The following is a 19125-nucleotide window of genomic DNA, read 5'->3' on the forward strand; positions in this document are numbered from 1 at the left end:
TCACGGCCCCTCGGCTTTCGAGGTCAGTAGAGGACCGCGCTGGCGATGCAGAACGGGCCGTCGAAATCGTTGGTGAGCAGCACGAGATCGCCGACCGAGCTGACGAAGATGGCGTTGGCTGCGACCTCAGTGGTAATCACGTCCTCGGTCTGCCACGTGGTCCCGGCGGCGGCGGCTTCCTTGAGCGTGGCTTTCGTGTTGTCACTCACGCCTTCGCACATCATGCCGAGCAGCGCATCCGGGTCGTCCGAGTTCAGCACCGTACCGACCTCGTGGATGAACGCCGCGCTGTCTCCCGACGCTGTGCCGTCTTGCGAACCTTCGTCCCCGGTCTGTGAGGGGTATCCCGCGGCCGGATCGTCGAGACCGCCCGAACTGTGGGTCTCGATGCCGGCGTCCTGCCAGCACCACGTGCCGTTCTCCTGCCCGAGTGTGGCGGTGAGGGGGTAGTTCTGGCCCTCAATGGCGGCGTTGCCCTGCACGGTCGCCTGAGTACCCGACACCTGCGGCTCACCGTTGATGGTGACCTGGCCCAGTTGACCGGCGACCCCGATGGCCTGGTGCACCATCTGCGTCGCGTTCGCGCAGGCCAGCCCGTTCAGCGTGGCCCTGTCACCTGACGTCAGTCCTGTGCTGATCTGCTGCGCGACCGCGGCCGGGCTGCCAGCCGTGTTCCCCTTGTCGTCGCCGCCAGCTCCGGAGTGCTCGTCGCCCAGCAGGAACCCGGGTGCGAGCAGACCTGTGACGAGAAACGCGACGACGGCGACGGCCGCTGCCGAGATCCCGATCCACAGACCTGTCTTGCTCTTCTTCGGTGGTTGCTGCGGTCCCCAGCCGCCGCCTTGCTGGCCGTACTGCTCCTGCGGGTAGCTCTGGAATTGCGGAAAGCCCTGTGCCTGCGGAAAGCCCTGTGCCTGCGGGAAGCCTTGTGTCTGTGGGAAGCCTTGTGTCTGCTGAGGGAATCCGCCCGAGGCAGGCCCGCCGTAAGGCATGCCCGACTGCTGGCCGTACGGATCGGCGGCAGGCTGCTGACCGTACGGAGTCTGCCCGTACGGGTTCTGGCCGTACGGAGAATCTCCGGGTTGCGGTGGGTACGTCATGACTTGTCGCCTTCCATGGCTTTCGGGCCGGCTTTCCGCCTGCGGGGCGCCCCGGCGTGGCGCTCCTTGACTGCCTCAGACGTCGCGAACCAAGGCCGCGGTTCCCCACGAACGCCAGCGCCCGTGCATCGTGTCCTGCGAGGCAGGTCCCTTCAGTAGTGCAGGGCGTGGTAGACGCAGAACTCGCCGTCGCCGTTGTCGGCGGCGATCGAGAGGGCGCTGCCGTCGTCGCCGGTCAGTGTCAGATCGACAGAGAGGACGCCGTCCTCGTCCGTTTCCGAGGTGGCGGGACCGTCGGCGGTGTAGGTGACGTTGCTGGATGCCGCATCCTCGAGGTTGCTCATGGTCGAGTCCATGCCGGGGCACACCAGGCTCGCCACGTCCGCGGTGTCACCACCGTTCACTGTGGACACGACCTTGTCGAGGAACTTCTCGCCCATCTCGGTGGCATCGGGTGAGCCGGGTGACCCTGGCCCACCCGGGACGGCACTGGTGTCACTCTCGGGCTGGATCGCGGCTTTGATGGCGAGGTCCTGCCAGCACCAGGAGTCGTCCCGCTTGGTGAGCGTGTTCTCGAAGGTGATGGGTTCGCCGTAGAAGGTGACGCCGTACTTCACGACGGCGGTGTCGCCGTTCTCCTGCGCCTCGCCGACGAGTTCGGCGTCGGAGACCTCGCTGATCTCGGCGATGGTGGCCTCGACCATTCCGGTGGCACGTGGGCAGGCCATTTCCTGGAGCGCGGCCGTGTCCCGGTTGCCGAGAGCGTCCCTGAGCCGCACGGCCAGAGCCTGAGCACTGTCACCATCCGCGTTGGTGCCCTGCGAACCCTTCGAGCCGTCGTCGAGGAGGAAGCCGGGAGCGACGAAGGCGGTGATGACGAATGCCACCACGGCGACGGCGGTCAGGGAAAGAACGACCCACAGGCCGGTTCTGCTCTTCTTCGGCGGCTGCTGCGGTCCCCAGCCGCCGCCCTGCGTGCCGTAGGGATTGTGGCCCTGCGAGTACTGCCCGCCGGGGTAGCTCGGGAGAACCGGGTAGTTCGGAACGCCCGGGTTGCCGGGGTGGCCCTGAGGCTGGTGCCCGGGCTGCGGTGGATACGTCACGACCGTGCCTTCCATAAGAACGAGGGAAGTCCCGCTCCCCGTGAAGCGCTCCCTGGATCTCCCTCGCACAGTCCGAAGATCGCGACTCCCCGAATTGCGAGCGGCTTGCGCATTCTGCCCGCTCGCCGTGACCGGCTGCGGCGTGGGGGGCCAGGTGGTCGGCATGACGAAGAGGGCTCCCACCCAGCGTGTCCGGGTGGAAGCCCTCCGTGGCGGTCGGGTCATGCTCAGCCGGTGGCGAGAACCTTCAGCCGGTCGTACGAGCCGTTGAACGAGTTCTGGTCGATCGGGCTCGACGTGTACTGCCAGATCGTGTGGTAGCCCCAGTTGTACGGCAGCTCACCCACCGTGGAGGCGTAGCGGGCAACCCACAGCGGCGCGGTGCTGGAGAAGTCGCCTGCCGTGCCGACGCACTGGTTCCACCAGCTCGTCGAGGTGTAGATCACCGGCCACCTGCCGGTGCGGGAGTAGTAGGTGTCGTGGAAGTCCTTGATCCACGCCGCCATCTGCGCCTTCGTCTTGCCGTAGCAGGTGGAGCCGTACGGGTTGTACTCCACGTCCAGCGCGCCGGGCAGGGTCTTGCCGTCACGGGACCAACCGCCGCCGTTGTTGACAAAGAAGTTGGCCTGCGTGGCGCCGGACGACACGTCCGGCCGCGCGAAGTGGTAGGAACCCCGGATCATTCCGACGTTGTAGGAACCGTTGTACTGCTGCGCGAAATAGGGATTCTTGTAGGTTGTTCCCTCTGTCGCCTTCACGTAGGCGAATCGCTTGCCCTGATTCCACCAGTAGGACCAGTCAACGTTTCCTTGCCAGCTGCTGACGTCGATACCCGGAACCGTGGCGTAGGCACTCACCCCGTCGGAGTTCAGGCCCTGCGGTTCCAGTGCGCGCCGTTTCGTGTAGGAGTTCGAGTGGTCGCCCTCGTGCTTGCGGATCTGCGACCCCATCGCGTGATCGACCTGGCCCCTGGCATCGGCGTTCGTCCCAGGAGCGACTTCGGCCGCCGCAGGGGTCAGCGCGCCGAGCAGGAGCGCGCTGACGGACGCGGCGAAGCTTGCGGCGGCGATCCGCCATCTTCTCCGTCCGATACTCATCGGAGGTGTCCTTTCCTCGACTGTGCCCTCGCTTCGAACCGTTCACTTAACGTCGCGGTTCGGCGGTCGATTGTGGGCACAGCGCGCCGAGGTTGTCACTAGTTGGCGTGAAAACTTTAGGCTGGGTGGGGAATTTTCCCGCCCGAATGCCGACGAAAGAGGGTGACGGTTCGCGGGAATTCGCTCGGTGAAACGGCGGTTTGCCGAAGTTCGGTTCTGTCGCGACTCAGCGCAGGTGGGTACGCGCGTGTTCCAGCTCTTCCTGCGTCACCACGGCTGTGATGACGTCGTCCGGGTTCAGCGCCAGCGGGTTGCCGCCGAGCAGGTCGATGACGTCCCTGCCCCGCACCTTCCTCGCATGCGGCCAGTCGCGGGGAGCCAGGGACCTCGCCGTGTAGGCGGGTACGACGACGTCGCCGTGGAGGTCGTGGAACCCGACCAGCGTGCGCTGTGCCGGTGTGTAGGCGAACACGTACAGCTCGGCGTCCAGCACCGCGGGCGCGAGGTCCTCCTCGGGGCGGTGCCGCGTGTAGATCAGCTGGAGCAGGTACTCGAGTTCGCTGCTCGGGTCGGGGAATCCCAGTGCCTGAGGCGAGGGCCGGTACTGATCGTTGAAGTGGAAGTCGTCAACGATCTCGCCGCCCGCGTTGACGGGATAGGCCCCGACGACCGCCCATGTCGGCACGTTGCCTCGCGGGTCGAACGCCTCGTCGATGACATACAGCCAGCTACCCGGATTCGCCTTCGCGTTCGCGCGCATCTCTGCCGTGATCTCGGGTTTCCTGACAGCGGCGGACTGCTCGGGAACGAGGCGGTGTGAGTCGTCGCGCTGGGCCATGTGCTTCCCCAGGTGGTGTCCAGGCCGGCTGTCGTGACCACCTTACTGTGGGAACATGCCGTCTTCACGTTTGATCGATCCCGGCGAGTTGCGTGCCGCGTGCGAGGCCGTCGTGCCATGGCTCGACGGTGAAATGCCCCGGCCCGCGCGTCCCGAGCTGGCGAAAGCCGTGAGGCTGACCCTGAAAACGCTTGCCGCCGTGGCTCCTGGACGGAGTGTCGAGGTGCGCGTGCCGCCGTTCGCCGCCGTCCAATGTGCAGAGGGCCCACGACACACTCGCGGTACGCCTCCGAACGTCGTGGAGACGGACCCGCGAACGTGGCTCGAACTGGCACTCGGCCGTCTGAAGTGGACCGATGCGGTGGAGGAGGGCCGGATCGCCGCGTCAGGAACGCGCGCCGACATCTCGACGTGGCTGCCAATTGTGCGCGCTTAGCGATCGGGTGAGTCGCGCTCAGCGCGAATCCCCCACGCGGTGGCTTTTCCGGCGCGACGATCTCGGCGTACTGTCGATGATCAGGTGATTTCCTCGGGTACCATTCACCAGCCGTGACCGGCGCCGGGACGAGAATACGAGGAAGGAACGGACAGCGAATGGCTGCGCGAGACGGTTCCCGGGCCGAGCACAGTACCCCCACGGCTCGTCGGATGATCGTCGGTGCGCAACTTCGCCGCCTGCGCGAACAGTCGGGTATCACGAGGGGCGACGCGGGCTATCACATCCGCGCCTCCGAATCCAAAATCAGCAGGCTCGAGCTCGGCAGGGTCGGGTTCAAGGAGCGCGACGTCGCCGACCTGCTCACCCTGTACGGCGTCACAGGCGACGAAGAACGCCGAGTCCTGCTCGACATGGCCAAGGAGGCCAACCAGCCGGGCTGGTGGCAGAAGTTCAACGACTACACGCCCAAATGGTTCGAACCCTTCCTCGGGCTCGAAGAGGCCGCGTCGCGCATCCAGACGTACGAACTCCAGTTCATCCCCGGCCTGTTGCAGACGGAGGACTACGCGCGGGCGGTGATCACGCACGGCCTCGCCGAGACGGCGAGTGCTGCGGCGGAGGCGAGGGTCGCGGTGCGGATGCGCAGGCAGCGGCTGTTGCGGCGGCCGGGCGCGCCGAAGTTGTGGGCGGTACTCGACGAGTCGGTCATCCGTCGCCCGCTCGGCGGTCGCGCGGTGCATCGGGAGCAGCTCGAACGGCTCCTCGACGTGACGACACTGCCCAACGTCACGGTGCAGGTCGTGCCGTACGAGCGCAGTGGCTACGCGGCTGACGGGGCGTTCACTCTGCTGCGGTTCGCCGAACCCGAGTTGCCGAACATCGGCTATGTGGACCACATCGCGGGCGGCATCTTCCTGGAGCGGGCCGATGAGATCGAGCTGATCGGGCGGTCGCTCGACCGGCTCGCCGTGGATGCGGAGACCCCGGAGCGGTCCCGTCAACTGATCGCCAAAGTTCTCTCCGAGAGCTGACTTACTTTCACGTTCTCGTTTTCGCAGGTCATCAAGTTGCCGTCTGACCTGCGGAAAAGGTTGTCTGAAGTGATTCAGGTCACTCTGTGATCAATCTTGCTGCTCTCGCAGCTGCACGTGCATCCACATCTGCGGGGGCCGGTGCTACTCTCCGTGCACTGTCAAATGCACGTGCAGATGCATCCTCCGAAGGTTGTCAGTCGGGAAGGTGAGGATCATGGCGAAGGCGATCGGCAACGGCGCCGCGAGTGTCTCTTCGAGCGCGTTGGCCGGCCTGGCATGGCGCAAGAGCTCGTACAGCGGCTCGATGGGCAACTGTGTCGAGGTCGCGAGGCTGAGCACAGGCGACGTGGCCGTGCGTAACTCCCGTGATCCGCACGGTGCCGCGCTCGTCTACACGAAGGCCGAGATCGCCGCGTTTCTCGCGGGCGCCAAGGACGGTGAGTTCGATGACCTCGCCGTCTGACCTCCGGTTCGCCGAGACCGTGAGCCCCGAGACCGCCGAGGACGCCGAAGCGGTCGAGGCAGCCGAAGCCGCCGAGGTGGAGAACGCGCTCGGCAGGCTCATCGAACGTGGGTTCAAGTTCGTGCACCCGAGGAACGCCGATGGCGAGATCGTCACGATCGTGGGCGTCCGGGTGCACGGCACCGTGATCGACGTCGTCCGCCTCGACGCGGAGGACGAGGTCACCGCGATGCGCATGCCAGCCGAGGAGTCGGACATCCTCGCTCCCTCCACGCTGCTGTGGCGGAGGGACGGGGCACTGCGCGAGGTGATCGACGCGCTGCTCGACCTGCCCGACGCGACGGAGCCGCAGGCGCAGCGCCGTGGTGGGCTCGGACGTGGCTGCTGGGTGAGAGGCAATCACGGCAGGGCGAAGTACCTCCGTGTCACCGCGTGAGAGCTTCGTATCATCGGCGGGCCTCCCACACGGTTTTCGTGCCTACACTGTGGGCGGCCCGTCTTCGTAGGTAGGGAGCCTCTTCGTGGATCAGGTCCGGGCGGATCAGGTGGAGCCGGAGCCTCGTGAGGAGTGCGGCGTCTTCGGCGTGTGGGCACCGGGCGAGGACGTTTCCAAGCTGACGTACTACGGCCTTTACGCGCTGCAACACCGTGGCCAGGAGGCGGCGGGCATCTCGGTGTCCGACGGTAAGCAGATCGTCGTTTTCAAGGACCTCGGCCTGGTCAGTCAGGTGTTCGACGAGCAGGTGCTGTCGTCGTTGCAGGGCCACGTCGCGGTCGGGCATTGCCGCTACTCCACGACAGGGGCGGGAACCTGGGAGAACGCCCAGCCGGTCTTCCGCTCGACGAGGGCGGACACCGGCCTTTCGCTCGGGCACAACGGAAACCTCGTCAACACACACGAACTGCATGAACGAGCCCGCGAGCTGGGAATCGTCGAGCGCGGTGGCGCGACCTCCGACTCCGATCTGCTGTGCGGCCTTCTCGCGCACGCCGCTCCCGACAAGGGGATCGAAGCTGCGGCTCTCGACCTTCTGCCCACCGTGCGCGGCGCGTTCTGCCTCGTGTTCGCCGACGAGACCACGCTCTACGCGGCGAGGGACCCGCACGGTGTGCGTCCACTGGTGCTCGGCAGGCTCGAGCGCGGCTGGGTCGTGGCGAGTGAGACCGCGGCGCTGGACATCGTCGGAGCCTCCTTCGTGCGTGAGGTGGAGCCCGGCGAACTCATCGCCATCGACACGGAGGGGCTGCGTTCCTCGCGGTTCGCCAATCCCGAGCCGAAAGGATGTGTCTTCGAGTACGTCTATCTCGCACGTCCCGACACCACCATCGCGGGCCGCAGCGTCCACGCCACCCGTGTCGAGATCGGCCGGAGGCTTGCCGCGGAACACCCGGCCGACGCCGATCTCGTCATCCCCGTGCCCGAGTCCGGCACCCCGGCAGCCATCGGGTACGCACAGGGCTCCGGCATCCCGTACGGCTCGGGGCTGGTCAAGAACAACTACGTCGGGCGCACGTTCATCCAGCCGTCGCAGACCATCCGGCAGCTGGGCATCCGGCTGAAGCTGAACCCCCTGCGCGAGGTGATCCGCGGCAAGCGGCTCGTCGTGGTGGACGACTCGATCGTGCGGGGTAACACGCAACGCGCGCTCGTGCGGATGCTGCGCGAGTCGGGCGCGTTGGAGGTGCATGTGCGGATCGCGTCGCCGCCAGTGCGCTGGCCTTGCTTCTACGGCATCGACTTCGCGTCGAAGGCCGAACTCGTGGCCAACGGCGCCGATCTCGACGGCATCCGCCGTTCGATCGGGGCTGACTCGCTGGGTTACGTCTCCCTCGACGGACTCGTCGCCGCGTCCGAACAGCCCGCGTCCAGGCTGTGTGCGGCCTGCTTCGACGGCAAGTACCCCATTCCTCTTCCCGACGAGGAACTCATCGGCAAGCATGTGCTGGAGAACCTCGGTCAGGACGGCGCGGCGCAGCAGACGACGGGTGAGCCGAGTCGTCTCCCCACCTCGGCGCCGGGGTACGGTGCCGAGGATGCCGTCCGGCGTCCCTAGCCCTTTCGAAGTAAGGATGGAGCCGCTTTCGTGAGCGAGTCCGCGCGCGCCACGTACGCCGCTGCCGGTGTCGATATCGATGCGGGTGACCAAGCCGTCGAGCTGCTCAAGCCGCATGCCGCGAGGGCGGCCAGGCCCGAGGTGGTGGGCGGTGTCGGTGGGTTCGCCGGACTGTTCGCTCTGAAGGCGGGCCGCTGGACCGAGCCGCTGCTCGCGTCGTCCACCGACGGTGTCGGCACCAAGATCGCCGTCGCTCAGGCGCTCGACAAGCACGACACCATCGGTATCGACCTCGTGGCGATGGTGGTGGACGACCTCGTGGTCACCGGCGCGGAACCGCTTTTCCTCCAGGACTACATCGCGGTCGGCAAGGTGGTGCCTGAGAAGATCGAGGCGATCGTCTCGGGCATCGCGGAGGGCTGCGTCCAAGCCGGTTGCGCGCTGCTCGGTGGCGAGACCGCCGAACACCCCGGCCTGATGGGCGAGCACGACTACGACGTGTCCGCCACAGGTGTCGGCGTGGTGGAGGCTTCCGCTGTGCTCGGGCCCGACCTCGTGCGGCCGGGTGACGTCGTGATCGGACTCGGTTCGACCGGCCTGCACTCGAACGGGTATTCGCTGGCCAGGCATGTGCTGCTCGACATCGCGCGGATGCCGCTGGAGGGGCACGTCGAGGAGTTCGGCCGGACCCTCGGCGAGGAGCTGCTCGAACCCACCCGCATCTACGCGAAGGACTGCCTCGCGCTCGTGGCGGAGGCCGAGGTGCGCACGTTCGCGCACATCACCGGTGGCGGATTGCAGGCGAATCTCGAACGCGTCATGCCGCACGGCCTCGTCGCGCGGCTCGAACGGCACACCTGGACGCCCGACCCCGTGTTCGCCCTCATCGCGCAGCGCGGCAGGGTGGAGCGCGAGGAGATGGAGCGCACGTTCAACATGGGCGTCGGCATGGTGGTCGTCGTGTCGCCGGAGGACGTGGACAGGGCGCTGGCCGTGCTCACGGCCCGGCACGTGCCTGCCTGGGTGCTCGGCGAGGTGCGTCCCTCCGATGACCCCGAAGGCCCGCGCGTGACGCTCACCGGAGACCACCCGCGCTTTTAAGAAGCGGGAACGATGGACGCGAACCTGCACGTCAACGCTCGCCTGGTGATCCCAGAAGCCGAACTGTCGGAGCGTTTCTCCCGTGCGTCCGGCCCAGGCGGGCAGGGCGTCAACACGACGTCGTCGCGGGTGGAGTTGTCGTTCGACGTGGCGCGCTCGCCTTCGGTGCCCGACGATCTGCGCAATCGCTTGCTGGCGCGGTTGAGCGGCCGGTTGGCGCATGGCGTGCTCACCGTCGTGGCGAGTGAACACCGCGAGCAGCTCGCCAATCGGCGCGCGGCGCGAGAGCGGCTCGTTGCCGTGCTCCGGCAGGCCGCGGCACCACCTCCGAAGAAGCGCCGACCCACGAAGCCGACGAAGGGCTCGCAGGAACGCAGACTCGCGAGCAAGAAGCGCCGCGGCCAGATCAAGCGAACCCGCAGGTCCTGGGACGACTGATCCCGGGCGTGTCCGCACTTCCTGTACGGGTCTTTGCACCTTGTGTACGGGCGTTTGCATCTGGCGTCCGTGTCCGTAGTCTGTGCGCATGTGTTTGCAGTAGCCGCACGTGTGCTGGCAGGTTGTGGCCACACCGGACAGAAGCCGGTGCGGACACGCGTGCGGGAAGTGCGGACACACGTGCGGGAAGTGCGGACACGCGTGCGGGAAGTGCGGACACGCCGTGGGAGCCGGCGTGGGTCGGTCAGGTACGCCAGTGGTATTGGCGTTCGGGGCGGCCGGTGTTGCCGTAGCGCAGCCGCACTTCCGCGCGGCCCGTCTCCACGAAGTGTTCGAGGTACCGCCGCGCGCTCGGCCTCGACAGCCTGGTGGCGTGCGCGCATTCCGTTGCGGAGAGACCCTCCGGATGCTCGATCAGCGCGGCCTTCACCAGTTCGGCCGTCTGCGTGGTCAATCCCTTCGGCAGTGCTGCCGCGCCGGGGCGCCGGGTGCCGAACACGTCGTCAACGTCGTGCTGCGCTGCGGCGGTACGCGACGAGAGGCGAGCGAACTTGCGATGCAGAGAGCCGACGTGGTCGAGCGTTTCGCGCAGCGCCGGGTACGAGAAGGGCTTGATGAGGTAATGCAGCGCCCCGCCACGCAGTGAGCCGCGAATGGTGTCCACGTCGTTCGCGGCCGTGATGACGATGACGTCCACATCGACGGTCGCGACGTCGGCGCGGAGTTCCCTCAGCACGGTGAGCCCGTCGATGTCGGGGAGGTAGATGTCGAGCAGCACGAGGTCCGGGCTCTCCTCGCGAACCATGCGCAGTGCCTCGGCGCCGGAATGCGCCACGCCGATCACGGTGAAGCCCGGTATGCGGTTGACGTACCCGCTGTGCACCTTCGCCACCATGAAGTCGTCATCGACCACGAGCACCCGGATCACGGTGACACCTTCTCCGCTGCCGTGGCATACGGCAATACCGCTGTGAACACCGCGCCACCGTCGTTGCGCGACTCGACGTGCCCGCCTCTGCGGCGGCATGCCTGTCTGGTCAACGCGAGACCGAGGCCGCGCTGCCCTCCGTGTTCGGCGGCTTTCGTGGTGAACCCGTGTGCGAACACCTCGGCGGCGATCTCCGGCGCGACGCCCGGCCCCGAGTCCCGCACCATCACCTCGACGTTGTCGGCCCTGTCCCGGATATCGACCTCGACCCAGGCTTCGGGCTTGCCACGCACGGCGTCGAGTGCGTTGTCAACGAGGTTGCCGACCACGGTCACCAGGTCGGCCGACATGCGGTCGTCGGTCTCCCGCAGGTGGCTGCCGTCGGTGAGGCGAAGTCCGGTGCCTTGTTCGGCGGCCAGACTGGCCTTGGCGATGAGCAGCGCCGCGACGGCAGTGTCCTCGATGCGCGCGCTGACCGTGTCGTGCCACGCCTCGTGTTCCCTGTTGACGAGGTTCACGTAGTTGCGCACCTCGTCGTACTCGCCGAGTTCGATGAGCCCAGCGATCGTGTGAAGCCGGTTGGAGAACTCGTGGGCTTGCGCGCGCAGCGTGTCTGTGGCGCGGGAACTCGCGGCCAGCTCTTCCCGCAGCGTCACGAGTTCGGTGCGGTCGCGCAAGGTCACCACGGCGCCGAGCCTGCGCCCGTCTCTCGACACCGGCATGCGGTTGAGCACGAGCACCCTGCCTGCCCTGAGCACGATCTGATCGACGCCGTCGGACCGCCCGGTGAGCACGTCCCGCAACCTGTCGCCGACATCGAGGTCGCCGACGGCGGTGCCCACGCAGTCGCGGGGCAGCGCGAGCAGTTCCCGTGCATGGTCGTTGGCGAGGGTGATGCGGTGTTGCTGATCGAGCCCGACCACGCCCTCCTTGATGCCGTGCAGCAGCGCGTCCCGATGCTCGACGAGACCGGTGATCTCCCGGGGTTCCAGGCCGAGGGTCTGCCGCTTCACCAGCCACGCGAGCAGCAGCGACCCTGTCACTCCCAGCACCAGCGCGATGCCGAGCAGGGCGAGCGCGTCGGCGGGCCGGTTGGTGATCCCCTCGAAGAACCCGGGCATGGCCTTGCCCGCAGCGACGATGCCGAGCAGGCGACCGCGCCGGCCGATGACGGGCACATGCGCGACGAGGGAGCCGTCCACCTCGCCCACCCACGAGCGTCCGCTCGCCACGGTGCTGTCTCCGAGCGGCAGCTTCCCCCGCAACTGCGATGGGTCAGGGGACGTCAGCACGCCACGATCGGGGTCCGTGATGATCACGAAGTCGGCTCCGGAGAGGCTGCGTGCGCTCTCGGCGAAGCTGGGCAGAGGGTCGCGGTTGATCGGGTCGGCGAGGCTGACCCGCACGCCGGGCGTCGCGGCCACGTTCTCGGCGACGGACAGCAGCGCCCTGCCCTCGTCCTCGGCGAAGTTGTGGTTCGACTGGATCACGGAGTAGACGGCGACACAGCCGAGCAACGCGAAGACCAGCGACATGTGCCACCCGAGAAAGTGCCTGGCCAGGGAACCCTTGCTGCCCATGCGGTCACTATGACACCGGAGAAGGGCACGCCGAGCGTGACCACAAGGACCACAACGAGCGTTACGTGCAGAAGCGGGACGCCGTGGGGGCCACCGGGGCACGATGACGCGCTGACAGATCAACCCCTCACAGTGAGGTGAGAATGCCGAAGACCTGGCTTGCGGTGCTCGGCGCGGCACTGCTCGTGCTGCTCGTCCCGCCGCTGGTGTCGTCGGGAGGTGACGAAGCAGGCCCGCGCATCCGGGGCCTGAGGGTGATGGTGCCCAACACGCCCGGCGGTGGATACGACATCACAGCCCGTACAGCGGTGAAGGTGCTGGAGGACAACGACCTCAACGGTCCGACCGAGGTGTTCAACCTGCCGGGAGCTGGTGGCACCGTCGCGCTCGGCAGGCTCGTCGGCGAACGCGGCAACGGCAGGCTCGCCATGTCGATGGGCCTGGGCGTCGTCGGCTCCGTGTACACGAACTCGTCGCCATCGACGCTGCAGGACACGACGCCCATCGCGAAGCTGACCGAGGAACCCGACATCATCGTCGTCGGCAAGGACTCGCCCTACAAGGACATCGGCGACCTGCTGGACGCGTGGAAGGCCGACCCAGGTGGCGTGCCCGTCGGCGGAGGCTCCTCTCCAGGCGGGCCGGACCACCTCGCGCCGATGCTGACGGCGAAGGCCATCGGCCTCGACCCCAAGAAGGTCAACTACGTCCCGTTCGACGGCGGCGGCGAGCTGATGGCCTCCGTGCTCGGCGGCAAGATCGCATTCGGCGTCTCCGGCATCGGGGAGACGCGCGACCAGATCGAGGCAGGTGAGCTGCGCGCGCTGGCGGTCACCGGCCCGGAGCGAGTGCAGGGCATCGACGCCCCCACGCTGCTGGAGTCCGGTGTGGACGTCAGCTTCACCAACTGGCGCGGGATCGTCGCGCCACCCGGGCTTTCCGAAGGCGACCGGCAGAAGTTGATCGACCTGTTCACCGCGATGCACGGCACCGAGCAATGGCAGGAGGTGCTGCGCGTCAACGGCTGGAGCGACGCGTTCTCCACCGGCGACGAGTTCGCCCGGTTCCTCGCCGACGAGAACGACCGCGTCGCCTCGGTGCTGAAGGAGTTGGGGCTGGCATGAGCACACCCACCGTGAACACCGGGAACACCGGGAACACCGGGAACACCGCCGATGGTGAGGGCGGGCAGGAATCCCGCGATGCCTGGTGGCGCGGGCGAGGCGAGTTGGGGTTGTGCGCGTTCCTGTTCGCGCTCGGTGTCCTGGTCATCACCGACGCTCTGAGCCTGCCGGCCGACTTCGCGCAGCGAGGCCCATTGGGGCCCAAGGCCGTGCCCGTTGTCGTCGGCTCGCTGCTGATGCTCGTTTCGCTGCTGCTCGCCAGGGACGTTCTTCGTGGAGGGCGCGGGGAGTCGGAGGGCGGCGAGGACATCGATCTCTCGACGCCGGCTGACGGCAGGACCGTGCTGATGCTGTCGGCCGCGTTCCTGGCAGGCGCCGTGCTGATCGGCGTCGTCGGGTTTCCCGTGGCCTCCGCGCTGATGTTCTGGGGGTCCGTGTACGCGCTCGGCAGCCGCGACACGGTGCGTGATCCGCTCATCGCGGCGGTGCTGTCGGTGGTGACGTGGGTCGTCTTCAACGAGTTGCTGGGCGTTTCCCTTCCGGGTGGCCCGCTGATGGAGGTGCTGTAGCCGATGGACATCGCAGCGTCGTTCGCGAACCTGCTCGACGGCTTCGGCACCGCGCTCACGCCGATCAACCTGCTGTTCGCCGCCATCGGTGTCGTGCTCGGTACCGCCATCGGCGTGCTGCCGGGCATCGGGCCCGCGATGGCGGTGGCCCTGCTGCTTCCCGTGACCTACGGGCTCGACCCCACGGCGGCGTTCATCATGTTCGCCGGCATCTACTACGGCGGCATGTTTGGAGGGTCAACGACGTCGATCCTGCTGAACACGCCTGGTGAGAGCGCTTCGGTGGTGACCGCGATCGAGGGTTATCCGCTGGCGAAACGCGGTCGGGCACCTCAGGCGCTCGCCGCGGCGGCGATCGGCAACTTCGTCGGCGGGCTGATCGGCACGATCGCGCTGGTGTTGCTGGCGCCCCTGGTCGCGTCGCTGGCCGTGGGCATCGGAGCTCCCGACTACTTCGCGGTGATGGTGCTGGCTTTCGTCGCCGTCACCTCGGTGCTCGGCAGTTCGAGGGTCCGGGGCTTCGCGTCGTTGCTGATCGGCCTGACGATCGGGCTCATCGGCCTCGATCAGATGACCGGCCAGGCACGGTTGACGTTCGGCTCGCTGCACCTTTCCGACGGCGTCGATGTGGTGATCGTGGCTGTAGGGCTCTTCGCCGTCGGCGAGGCACTCTGGGTGGCCGCACACCTGCGGCACACGCCTGAGAGGCCGCTGCCTGCCGGAAGGCCGTGGCTCGGGAGGGAGGACCTGCGGCGAACCTGGAAGCCGTGGCTTCGCGGGCCGGTGATCGGGTTTCCTTTCGGGGCGATCCCGGCAGGCGGTGCGGAGATCCCGACATTCCTCTCGTACGTCACCGAGCGGCGCCTCTCGAAGCGCAAGGGCGAGTTCGGGAACGGCGCCATCGAAGGGGTGGCCGGCCCGGAGTCCACCGCGAGCGCGTCGGCCGCGGGCACGCTGACCACCATGCTCACACTCGGACTGCCGACCACGGCCGTCACCGCTGTGATGCTGGCCGCGTTCCAGCAGTACGGCATCCAGCCGGGCCCCCTGCTGTTCGACCATGAGGCAGGGCTGGTGTGGGCGCTGGTGGCGAGCCTGTTTGTGGGGCTCGTTCTGCTACTCGTGATCAACCTGCCGATGGCGCCGCTGTGGGCGAAGCTCCTCCGCATTCCCCGGCCGTACCTGTACGCGGGCATCCTGTTTTTCGCCTCCGTGGGTGCGTATTCCGTCGGAGGGCAGATGGTGGACCTGCTGCTGCTCTTCGCCGTCGGTCTGATCGGCTTCGTGATGAGGCGATTCGGACTCCCGGTGTTGCCTGCGATCATCGGGGTGATCCTCGGGCCCGCCGCGGAGTTGCAGATGCGCAGGGCGCTCCAGATCAGCAACGGTGATCTCGTCGGGCTCGTCAACTCGCCCATGGCGGTGACGGTCTACGTGGTCGTCGTGCTGATCCTGCTCTGGCCCGCGCTGCGGCGGTTGCTGCCGCGTGGGCACAACAGAGAGCGAACGACGGCGGCCTGAGCGCAGCAGGGCACCGTGCGGGGGCCGGCGGCGCTACGGGCGACCTGCGCCGCCGACCTCGGCGCGGGCCTTGCACTCTTCGAGAAGCCGTTGCAGGTGAACACCCCTGTGCACGTCGCAAGGGTGTTCACGCACACCTGAGTCGATCATCGCGGCGAGATCGTCGAGCAACGCCGTGAAGGACTCCGCCCTGCTGTCCGGTTCCCTGCCGAGCACGCGCAGCCCACCAGGGCCGTAGACGGTGAACTCGACGGCGGTCGGCATGATCGGCAGTCGGGACGCCAGCGTCACCGTGCTGGTCGCGCCGCCGTCGTGTTCCAGCAGGATGTGCCACAGATCACCGTTGTCGTGGCGAGCCGCCACGACCCGGGTGATCGTCCCGAGCGCCGCGTCGATGAGGTCGAGCGCATGAGGCCCGATGTCGCCGAGTGCGCCGATCTCGTGCCGCCACGCCGCCTTGCCGTACCTGTCTCCCAGCAACGCACCCGAAAGCCATCTGGCACTGCCACCCGCCCAGCCCCCGGTTTGGGCGAGGTCGGCGAGCCAGTCGCGAGTACGCAGCGCGTAACGCAGTGTCAAGAACAGAAGTGCCACCACACCGGAGGAGGAGACGGCGCGGGCGACGCGCTCCGCCTGTGCGAGGTCGGCGGCGAGTGGTTTTTCCAGGATGAGGTGTTTGCCCGCTTCGGCCGCCGTGACGGCGAGGTCGCCCTGCGCGGCGGGTGGCACGGCGAAGGCCACGGCATCGACGCGGTGGAGCAGCTCGGCGAACGTGTCGCAGGCCGCGACCTCGTACTCGCGGGCCAACTCGGCCGCGGCGTCGGGCCTCCTGGTCCACACGGCACTCAGAGTGGTGGCGGGATGATCGGCGAGGCCGGGTGCGTGCACCCTTCTCGCCCACGAACCGGCACCGACGAGGCCGACTCTCAGCTGCGAGCCCACGGCTTCCACGGTCTCCACAGCGGAAGCTTAGGACACCGGTCCACGCGGAACGGCGGTACTGGCCCGGTGCTCACCGGCACCCGGCGATGCCGTGTACCGGTGAGCACCTGCCACTGGTACTTCGCTTGCGTCGCACACGCGGACGCGAGGGTGGATTCGAACTGCCCCGTATCCACCCTCGCGTCCGCGTCGGATCAACGGCGGTAGTCGTCGTACCCGTCGTCGTACGGGTCCTCGTACCGGTCCTCGTCCTCGCGGCTGTCGTCGTTGGACGACTTGCCCGACAGCTCGCGCTGCAGTGCATCGAAGTCCGTGGTGGGAACGCTGTACTTGAGCTCCCGGGCCACTTTTGTCTGCTTGGCCTTAGCTCGGCCGCGCCCCATGGCTCGACCCCCTTGCACAGGGGCGGGGCGGCCGGGGGAAATCGGCGGCCCCGCGTCGTCTCGACTACTTTTCCTAGACACACCGTACCGTGCCCGAGGGTGCTTATGCGACGTGGCACGGTGTGCGAACGCTGACAGTATCTCCCGTGACACCGCCGACGGACCAGCCGGTGCCAGACGAGCACGCGAGTCGTGTCACGATTCACGGGTGCTTCGACCGTTCGCGGCCTACCTGAGGGTGTACGAACCGCTGTCGTCCTTCGGTGATCCACCGGACGACGCGCTGCTCGAAGCGGTCGAGCGGTCCGAGATGACGCCGAACGAGGCGATCGCTCGCGAGGAGTGGCTATGGCTGAAATCACAGATCTCCCGAACTGTCACGCTGCCTGCCGAGACCCCTGATGGGCGTGCCGACCTGAGCTTATTCACCGACGTGCTCGTGCTCGATCCTGGCGAGGTGCCACTCAGCGACGAGTCGGTGGAACTGGCCATGGAGGCGCTCGTGTGCCCCATGGAGGTCAGGGCACGGTCGGCCGCGGCGCTGTCGAGCTTCCTCGACGACGCGCCGCCCGCACTCGCCTCGGAGGTCCTCGACGCCAAGGGGTTGACCCCTGAGGCCGTGAAGAGCCAGTCGAGTGCCGCGCTGCGCGATCTCTACGGCTCCACCATGCACATCCTGTCCACCAACTGGACCGTGCCGCTGCCGTGGTTCACGATCGTCGATCCGGACGAGCGGCGGATCGTGCTGGGCACCGGCCCTTCGGACCCGATCCGCGAGGTGTCGTGGCGGGTAGCCATGGGCGACGCGCTTGAGCGCATCACCGAGGCGGAGGAACTGGTGCGCGAGGCTCTCGGTGACACGGGACCGACCCGCATCCTCGCCGAGACCAGCAAGTGGTTGTCGAGTTTCCACCCTCATTCGGCCGTCGAACTGGACTACGGCGGCCTCGTGCAGCTGATCGAAGATCCCGTGCTCGCCACCGACACGAGCGCGGACGAAGTGCACGCCATCCTCGACGCGCTTCGCAGGGAGGCCGTCGAGGAGGTCGCCGAGGCGTTCGAGAACTTGCGGGACTACTGGGGCGATCTCGCGTCGCGGGAGCGGTTCAACTAGGCCGGACCCGCGAGCTCGGCGACGCCGCGACAACCCGCGTCTGCCACCGTGTCCGCACTTGACGTACGCGTGTCTGTGCTAACTCACCTGATTTCGGGTTTGCGCCATGCGGTGCCAACCCACATGCGCGGTGAGACGGCCGCCGCGCGCGTCGGCACTCAGCACCACACAGGGACGTGAACCGCCTGCGCAAACTACGGACAGGCGCGCGCAGACTGCGGACACGCGTGCAGGAAGTGCGGACACGCGTGCAGGAAGTGCGGACACGATTGTGCGGCCGGGAGCCGGCCGCACAATCGCAAGCCCCGGAGTCCGCCGATGTCCCGCCGACTCCAGCCGAAGTTCCCCGGACTCAGCCGAGTTTGTCAGCGAGTTCGGCTTCGAACTCCCGGGTCACGCGCAGTTCGCCGACCTCCCTGCCGCCGCCGAGCACCAGGCCGGCACCGCGACCGAGGCCGTCGATCACCTCGAGGGCAGCGGCGTTCTCCGGCGAGGCGCCGAGGGCACGCAGCGCAGCGACGAGCATCGGCCCCCGTGCCCTGGATGCGCCGTCGTCGGTCTTCAACGCCACGGTGGTGCCGTCGGGCAGGGTCATCGCGTGCACGCCCTCGGCGCCTGCCTTGCTCAGCAGGCCTGGCACCGCCAGCATCAGCAGCGTGTCCTCCCTGCCGGTGCCCGCGACCAGCCAGGGGTTCGCCCGCATCGCCTCTCCCACCCTGGTGCGGGCGGCAGAGGAGAACGCCCTCGCGAGTCCGGTGAGCGAGAACGCGAAAAGGGGAGCGGCACATCCGTCCACACCGACAGCGGCGATCTTCTCGCCGGTCAGTTCGACGACGGTGTCGGCGATCACGCGCTGCAACGGATGGTGCGGGTCCGTGTAGTCGGCCGTGGACCAGCCCCGCTGCACACAGGTCGTGAGCATCCCCGCGTGCTTGCCCGAGCAGTTCATGGCCGCCCTGCGCGGGTCGGGAGGGCAGTGCAGGTCGTCCTCGGAAAGCCCGGCGGCCGCCAGCATCGCCAGCGCGCGATCGACGTGACCCGGCTCTCCGGTGTGTGACGCGCACACGAGCGCGAGATTGGTGTCGTCGATCTCCAGACCGGCGTTCAGCATGCCGAGAGCCTGGAACGGCTTGTTCGAGGAACGGGGGAACACCGGCGTGTCGATGTCACCGATGGCAGCGCGGACGGTGCCGTCGGGCGCCATGATCACCATGGCACCCCGGTGCACGCTCTCCACGAAACCCGACCGCACTACCTCGACCAGCACGGGATTGCTCGTCGCGAAGCTCATGTGAGA

The 19125-nt window shown here is 67.8% G+C and carries 20 protein-coding genes; 11 read left to right on the forward strand and 9 right to left on the reverse strand.

What is annotated here, in order from left to right:
* Positions 1 to 23: 23 nt before the first annotated feature.
* The 4 genes from SACXIDRAFT_RS11040 to SACXIDRAFT_RS11055 all read right to left on the reverse strand — a co-directional run bounded on the left by SACXIDRAFT_RS11040 (position 24) and on the right by SACXIDRAFT_RS11055 (position 4138).
* Complete coding sequence (locus tag SACXIDRAFT_RS11040) at positions 24 to 1100, reverse strand: hypothetical protein (protein WP_006238640.1); 1077 nt, start codon at positions 1098 to 1100, stop codon at positions 24 to 26.
* A 152-nt stretch (positions 1101 to 1252) separates the two neighbouring features.
* Entirely contained in the window at positions 1253 to 2218 is a 966-nt protein-coding gene (locus SACXIDRAFT_RS11045) for a proline-rich domain-containing protein (RefSeq protein WP_006238641.1), read from the reverse strand.
* Positions 2219 to 2430: 212 nt separating this feature from the next.
* Positions 2431 to 3300, reverse strand: coding sequence for a lysozyme (locus tag SACXIDRAFT_RS11050; RefSeq protein ID WP_006238642.1), 870 nt, complete (start codon positions 3298 to 3300; stop codon positions 2431 to 2433).
* A gap of 226 nt (positions 3301 to 3526) precedes the next feature.
* Positions 3527 to 4138 carry a type VII secretion system-associated protein gene (locus SACXIDRAFT_RS11055; RefSeq protein ID WP_006238643.1) on the reverse strand — a complete coding sequence of 204 codons (612 nt, stop codon included), beginning with the start codon at positions 4136 to 4138 and terminating at the stop codon, positions 3527 to 3529.
* Between the two features lie 55 nt (positions 4139 to 4193).
* On the opposite strand from SACXIDRAFT_RS11055, the gene SACXIDRAFT_RS11060 reads away from it, so the two are divergent.
* The 7 genes from SACXIDRAFT_RS11060 to arfB all read left to right on the forward strand — a co-directional run bounded on the left by SACXIDRAFT_RS11060 (position 4194) and on the right by arfB (position 9667).
* Positions 4194 to 4574, forward strand: coding sequence for a sterol carrier family protein (locus SACXIDRAFT_RS11060; protein WP_006238644.1), 381 nt, complete (start codon positions 4194 to 4196; stop codon positions 4572 to 4574).
* A gap of 158 nt (positions 4575 to 4732) precedes the next feature.
* Positions 4733 to 5608, forward strand: a complete 876-nt coding sequence (locus tag SACXIDRAFT_RS11065; protein ID WP_006238645.1) for a Sco1979 family transcriptional regulator — start codon at positions 4733 to 4735, stop codon at positions 5606 to 5608.
* Between the two features lie 217 nt (positions 5609 to 5825).
* Positions 5826 to 6074, forward strand: a complete 249-nt coding sequence (locus SACXIDRAFT_RS11070) for a DUF397 domain-containing protein (RefSeq protein WP_006238646.1) — start codon at positions 5826 to 5828, stop codon at positions 6072 to 6074.
* Complete coding sequence (locus tag SACXIDRAFT_RS11075) at positions 6058 to 6510, forward strand: hypothetical protein (protein WP_006238647.1); 453 nt, start codon at positions 6058 to 6060, stop codon at positions 6508 to 6510. Before SACXIDRAFT_RS11070 ends, SACXIDRAFT_RS11075 begins: the two co-directional genes overlap by 17 nt.
* Positions 6511 to 6595: 85 nt before the next feature.
* A complete protein-coding gene (gene purF / locus SACXIDRAFT_RS11080; RefSeq protein WP_006238648.1) occupies positions 6596 to 8128 on the forward strand; it encodes an amidophosphoribosyltransferase in 1533 nt (510 codons plus the stop codon).
* A 30-nt stretch (positions 8129 to 8158) separates the two neighbouring features.
* Positions 8159 to 9229 carry a phosphoribosylformylglycinamidine cyclo-ligase gene (gene purM / locus SACXIDRAFT_RS11085; RefSeq protein WP_006238649.1) on the forward strand — a complete coding sequence of 357 codons (1071 nt, stop codon included), beginning with the start codon at positions 8159 to 8161 and terminating at the stop codon, positions 9227 to 9229.
* A 12-nt stretch (positions 9230 to 9241) separates the two neighbouring features.
* A complete protein-coding gene (arfB, locus tag SACXIDRAFT_RS11090; protein ID WP_006238650.1) occupies positions 9242 to 9667 on the forward strand; it encodes an alternative ribosome rescue aminoacyl-tRNA hydrolase ArfB in 426 nt (141 codons plus the stop codon).
* A gap of 244 nt (positions 9668 to 9911) precedes the next feature.
* On the opposite strand, the gene SACXIDRAFT_RS11095 is transcribed toward arfB, so the two are convergent.
* The gene (locus tag SACXIDRAFT_RS11095) at positions 9912 to 10595 is read right to left on the reverse strand and encodes a response regulator (protein WP_006238651.1); all 684 of its coding nucleotides are present in this window, start codon (positions 10593 to 10595) and stop codon (positions 9912 to 9914) included.
* Complete coding sequence (locus SACXIDRAFT_RS11100; protein ID WP_006238652.1) at positions 10592 to 12175, reverse strand: sensor histidine kinase; 1584 nt, start codon at positions 12173 to 12175, stop codon at positions 10592 to 10594. Before SACXIDRAFT_RS11100 ends, SACXIDRAFT_RS11095 begins: the two co-directional genes overlap by 4 nt.
* Positions 12176 to 12318: 143 nt before the next feature.
* Between SACXIDRAFT_RS11100 and SACXIDRAFT_RS11105 the strand changes: the two genes are divergently transcribed.
* The 3 genes from SACXIDRAFT_RS11105 to SACXIDRAFT_RS11115 are packed head-to-tail and all read left to right on the forward strand — an operon-like array spanning position 12319 to position 15389.
* Complete coding sequence (locus SACXIDRAFT_RS11105) at positions 12319 to 13299, forward strand: Bug family tripartite tricarboxylate transporter substrate binding protein (RefSeq protein ID WP_006238653.1); 981 nt, start codon at positions 12319 to 12321, stop codon at positions 13297 to 13299.
* Positions 13296 to 13868 (forward strand): tripartite tricarboxylate transporter TctB family protein, encoded by a 573-nt coding sequence (locus SACXIDRAFT_RS11110; RefSeq protein ID WP_006238654.1) that lies wholly within the window; start codon positions 13296 to 13298, stop codon positions 13866 to 13868. Before SACXIDRAFT_RS11105 ends, SACXIDRAFT_RS11110 begins: the two co-directional genes overlap by 4 nt.
* A gap of 3 nt (positions 13869 to 13871) precedes the next feature.
* Complete coding sequence (locus SACXIDRAFT_RS11115) at positions 13872 to 15389, forward strand: tripartite tricarboxylate transporter permease (RefSeq protein ID WP_006238655.1); 1518 nt, start codon at positions 13872 to 13874, stop codon at positions 15387 to 15389.
* A 33-nt stretch (positions 15390 to 15422) separates the two neighbouring features.
* Here the strand turns inward: SACXIDRAFT_RS11115 and SACXIDRAFT_RS11120 are convergent, their stop codons facing one another.
* Both SACXIDRAFT_RS11120 and SACXIDRAFT_RS11125 read right to left on the reverse strand, forming a co-directional pair.
* On the reverse strand, positions 15423 to 16349 hold the full coding sequence (locus SACXIDRAFT_RS11120; protein ID WP_006238656.1) for a Gfo/Idh/MocA family protein: 927 nt from the start codon (positions 16347 to 16349) through the stop codon (positions 15423 to 15425).
* A 176-nt stretch (positions 16350 to 16525) separates the two neighbouring features.
* The gene (locus SACXIDRAFT_RS11125; protein ID WP_005460313.1) at positions 16526 to 16714 is read right to left on the reverse strand and encodes a DUF3073 domain-containing protein; all 189 of its coding nucleotides are present in this window, start codon (positions 16712 to 16714) and stop codon (positions 16526 to 16528) included.
* Positions 16715 to 16922: 208 nt separating this feature from the next.
* Between SACXIDRAFT_RS11125 and SACXIDRAFT_RS11130 the strand changes: the two genes are divergently transcribed.
* The gene (locus SACXIDRAFT_RS11130; RefSeq protein WP_006238657.1) at positions 16923 to 17828 is read left to right on the forward strand and encodes a DUF8083 family protein; all 906 of its coding nucleotides are present in this window, start codon (positions 16923 to 16925) and stop codon (positions 17826 to 17828) included.
* Between the two features lie 352 nt (positions 17829 to 18180).
* On the opposite strand, the gene SACXIDRAFT_RS11135 is transcribed toward SACXIDRAFT_RS11130, so the two are convergent.
* On the reverse strand, positions 18181 to 19119 hold the full coding sequence (locus tag SACXIDRAFT_RS11135; protein WP_006238658.1) for an asparaginase: 939 nt from the start codon (positions 19117 to 19119) through the stop codon (positions 18181 to 18183).
* Positions 19120 to 19125 lie beyond the last annotated feature (6 nt).

The organism is Saccharomonospora xinjiangensis XJ-54 (assembly GCF_000258175.1).
In the GTDB taxonomy this organism is placed as follows: Bacteria; Actinomycetota; Actinomycetes; order Mycobacteriales; family Pseudonocardiaceae; genus Saccharomonospora; species Saccharomonospora xinjiangensis.